Annotated in this window: 4 protein-coding genes; 2 read left to right on the plus strand and 2 right to left on the minus strand. The window is 55.4% G+C overall.

Going from position 1 to position 4,371, the window contains the following annotated elements; translation table 11 throughout:
• The first annotated feature begins 213 nt into the window (after nucleotides 1-213).
• Both VGE80_RS10545 and VGE80_RS10550 read left to right on the plus strand, forming a co-directional pair.
• Nucleotides 214-1,014 (plus strand): sensor histidine kinase, encoded by an 801-nt coding sequence (locus VGE80_RS10545; RefSeq protein WP_373652484.1) that lies wholly within the window; start codon nucleotides 214-216, stop codon nucleotides 1,012-1,014.
• Between the two features lie 8 nt (nucleotides 1,015-1,022).
• Nucleotides 1,023-2,372 carry a sigma-54-dependent transcriptional regulator gene (locus VGE80_RS10550; protein ID WP_373652485.1) on the plus strand — a complete coding sequence of 450 codons (1,350 nt, stop codon included), beginning with the start codon at nucleotides 1,023-1,025 and terminating at the stop codon, nucleotides 2,370-2,372.
• A gap of 295 nt (nucleotides 2,373-2,667) precedes the next feature.
• Here VGE80_RS10550 and VGE80_RS10555 read toward each other — a convergent pair whose 3' ends face one another.
• Entirely contained in the window at nucleotides 2,668-4,128 is a 1,461-nt protein-coding gene (locus VGE80_RS10555; RefSeq protein ID WP_373652486.1) for a sigma-54-dependent transcriptional regulator, read from the minus strand.
• A 26-nt stretch (nucleotides 4,129-4,154) separates the two neighbouring features.
• On the minus strand, nucleotides 4,155-4,371 hold a 217-nt coding region (locus VGE80_RS10560; RefSeq protein WP_440592635.1), incomplete at its 5' end, for an ATP-binding protein.

The raw sequence follows: 4,371 nt of genomic DNA on the forward strand, positions 1-4,371 counted from the left end.
AATCTGATATTCATCTCCCCGAGTGAGTCTCCGAGGATCTGTCTGAAGACTGGCGACTTGAGAGATCGAGGCCATTACGCATTTCTCAAGTGCTCGAGGCTGACGCATCTCTTACCTACATAGACTTGTGGCTCCTCGCCGCGAGAAACGAACGTTCTCTCGGGCAAGGGGAGTCGGAGGCCCCAGTGGACTTAGGCTGAAGGAGGCGGGTATTTGGTTTTCGCGATTTCAATTCTGGCGATTCTGCTCTGTTTGGTCATTGGGGTTCAGCGGCAGACAATCACCCGATTGAAGCAGGAATCATTAAAATCAGAATCACAGCGGTTGCTGGAACTGAACCAGTTGATGGTCGGTCTCGCGCACGAGGTCCGTAATCCGTTAAACTCAATCCGCCTGAATCTCTACACCGCTGACCGAGTCTTCCGGGGCGATGCGCAACTCGCCTCCGAAGAGATTACCGCGATGCTGGGCGAGTCCGTTCGTGAGATTGAACGGGTGGATGGTCTGATGAACCTGCTTCTTGGGTACGCGCGTGCGGACGATTTGGAAGTGAACACCGTTGATCTGCGCCGCGAGATTCACAGTGTCGCGGCTTTCATGGAACCGACGCTTCAGGCGAGCAGGATCAACCTGAAGCTTTCGGTTCCGGCCAAGGGGGAGTTCCTGACTCGCGCAGGTCGTGGTCACGTAAGACAGGTACTGCTCAATCTGCTTTCCAATTCGAAAGAGGCAATCCCTGAAACCGGAGGAAAGATTGAAATCGACCTGAAGCAACATCAGCAGATGGTCGAAGTCAACGTCACGGACAGTGGGAGCGGTATCTCAGCGGCGCACCGGGATCTCATCTTCGCTCCCTTCTATTCGACGAAAGAGCAGTCATCAGGTCTCGGTCTGGCCATCACACGGAGTCTGATGGAACGGGCAGGGGGGACGGTGAATTGTGTGCGACTTGACCGCGGGCAATGTCAATTTCGCGTCAGATGGCCAGCCCATCGCAATCAATCACGTGAGTGATCGGCCCTATGACAAAATTCAACATTCTGATTGTCGAAGACCAGCCACGGGAGCGCGATGCGCTGGCCCGTTTTCTCAAGACTGAAGGGATGAATCCCCTCACTGCGAAAAATCACGCGGAGGCCCTGGCGTTTCTTTCGGAATCCGTGGATGTGGTCATCTGCGATCTCAGGCTCGGCCAGCAAAGTGGAGTTGATCTGCTGCATATCTGGAAAGCCCAGCGCCCTACGACACCTTTTGTCATTGTGACGGCATATGGGGAAGTCAGCTCTGCCGTCGAAGCGATCAAGCTTGGTGCAGAAGATTACCTGACGAAGCCGCTCAATCCCGACAACCTGATGCTGCTTTTGCGACGTCTCATCCAGAACAACCCTGCCCCCTCGGTGACTGAACCCGAATCGGAACGACGTGAAAGATTGACGGGAATCATCGGCCAGTCACCTCAGATGCAGGATGTGGTGGAACGCGTCGAACGAGTCGCCCGCACTGATGGGCTGGTATTGATTCTAGGTGAATCGGGTACCGGGAAAGAACTGGTTGCTTCCGCCATCCATCGATTGAGCCGTCGGGCTAACGGTCCATTCGTCGCCGTCAATGTCGCTGCTCTCCCGGAAAGTCTGATCGAATCAGAACTGTTTGGCAGTGTCAAAGGTGCCTTCACAGGAGCGGCAGAAGATCGGATTGGGCGATTCGAAGCTGCTCACGAAGGAACGTTGTTCATCGACGAAATCGGCGATTTCCCACTTGCGTCGCAGGCGAAATTACTGCGAGTCCTGGAGAACCTGAAGGTGACTCCCGTGGGAAGCAACACAGACCGCGATGTGGACGTCAGAGTCGTTGCCGCAACGAGCCGTAACCTTCCCGAGATGATCAAGCAGAATCTCTTCCGAGAAGACCTCTTCTACCGGCTGCATGTGCTGACCATCGATCTTCCCCCATTACGCCAGCGGCCAGGTGACATTGCCAAGTTGACAGACAGGTTTCTTCACGAAAGTCGCGAGCGACATGACCGGATGAATGTGCAACTCGCCCCGGAACTGCGGGAGTTTTTTATTGGCTACAACTGGCCCGGAAATGTACGACAGCTTAGAAATACGATTGAAAACATGGTCGTCATGGGCAAGCACGACGTTCTCACCCAGGAAGACCTTCCAGCCTACTTTACCGGTTACCCTGCATCCAAACCGTTCGTATCGTCGAGCGATGGCGAGTTGCAGGAAATTGAGCGAGTGGCCATTCAAGCCGCTCTCGATCGATTTCACGGAAACCGGACGCACGCTGCAGAAGCGTTGGGAATCTCCGTCAGAACCCTGCAGCGAAAGCTCAAAGTACTTCAGTCGGGACAGGACCAGGACTAAAGGTCAGCAGACTTTGGCAGTAATCTGGCCAGCAACCGCAAAGTGACTCCATCCGCAGCCGTTCATAACTCATCATGATGAAGTCCATTGAAGGCATTCGTCCAATTGCGAAGTTATCACGCCGTGTGAGTCGTGGGTCTGGTCCGAACTGGACGGGATTGCAGGTGTCTCACCGCGATCCGTGGACGCGGGAGGCGTGGTGCTTGGGACGAGGACTCAGTGTGATCGGGGGAATGGCGCGGCCGTCGGTGGCCAGTCCAGCCCGCGCCATAGTACCCGGATCCAAAATCTCTTACTAAATCCCGTTCGGTGTCGCGTCCGTTCTGGCGTCTTCGGCCACCATGGCTCGAATTTTTGCCCGCAACGTAGGGCGGCTCAGCCCCAGAATTTCAGCAGCGTGCGACTGCATGCCCTTCGATATCTTCATCGCCTGACTTACCAGTAGCCGATCGAAGTAGAGTAGCGACTGACGGTAGACGTCTGACTTACCTTCTGTCATCAACTTTTCGACAACGGTCCCCAGATTTCTCCAGGCATCGTTGTTGACGTTCAGAATGGTTTCGACCGGTTCGGGCTCTGCGGGTGGCTCACCATGCAGTTCGATCGACAGAAACTCGGGAAGCAGCGTCGGGCCGGTGGAAACAATGAGCGATTCGCGAATCACGCTCTGGAGTTCCCGGATATTGCCCGGCCAGCGATAAGACTGCAGCCGCTCAAGCGATTCTTGCGAAATCGACTGAACGGCGGTGCCAAGCTGGCGGTTAAATCGGAATAGGAAATAGTGAGCCAGTTCGGGAATGTCGTCGATCCGGTCCCGCAGCGCCGGCATGTGCAGGGTAACACCGCGTAGCCGATAGTACAGGTCGCGGCGGAAGCGACCTTCTTCAATCATCGCTTCAAGGTTCTGATTGGTTGCAGCGATTACCCGGACGTCGACGGTGAGTGTTTCGTTTCCACCGACACGCTGGAACTGACCATCCTGCAAGAGCCGCAAGATTTTGGCCTGCGTTGCCAGCGGCATATCACCGACTTCGTCCAGGAAGAGCGTTCCGCGATGACACTGCTCAAACTTTCCCACCCGTCTGCGATCAGCCCCTGTGAAGGCCCCTTTTTCGTGACCGAACAGTTCACTCTCCAGCAGTGTTTCGGGGATGGCGGCACAATTGATCGCCAGAAAAGGTGCCTGGTTCCGGCGACTGTGCTGGTAGAGGGCGCGTGCAACAAGTTCCTTACCAGTGCCGCTTTCACCGAGGATCAATACATTGACGTCCTGAGGAGCCGTCCGCCCGATCTGCTTGCAGATGGACTGCATGGAAGGGCCGTTCCCCACCAGTCGGTCAGACGCATCGTCAGCCGAGGTGTCATCATCGATGGCTGCGGCGGCATGCATCAGCCGGCCGATTTTGAGCGCCTGTTCCACAACCTGGGTCAGTTGATCGAGATCAAGCGGCTTGACCAGGTAGTCGAAGGCCCCCACCTTCATCGCTTCAATCGCAGTATCCGCTGTCCCATGCCCCGTGATGAAAATGATAAGGGCCTTGGGGTGGATTTCGTGAATCTGATCGAACAGGTCCAGTCCAGATTGTTTCCCTAGGCGAATATCGAGCAGAACAACATAAGGCAATTCTTCGCGGAGAATGCTGAGTCCTTCCGCTGCAGTCGAAGCGGTCAGGATGCGCAGGGTGCTGCTTTGGAGCACGTTTTGAATTGTTTTGCAAATTCCCGCTTCATCGTCGATTACCAAAAGCGATTCCATTGTGCTCCTCAAATGCATTAAATCCGTCAAGAGGTTGCCATCTCATGATCGGTACGTCTCGACGAGGGGCCCGAGACCTCAAATTCGATGATCGGAATACAGAGGGTAAACTGGGCACCGCCCGTCTCTCCGTTTCTGGCACTGATCGTTCCGTGATGCTCTTCAGCGATCCGATGCGACACTGCTAGCCCGAGTCCTGTACCCCGGTCCTTCGTCGTCGCAAACGGCTCAAACAATCGCGGC

This window comes from Schlesneria sp., assembly GCF_036405755.1.
Lineage (GTDB): Bacteria > Planctomycetota > Planctomycetia > Planctomycetales > Planctomycetaceae > Schlesneria > Schlesneria sphaerica.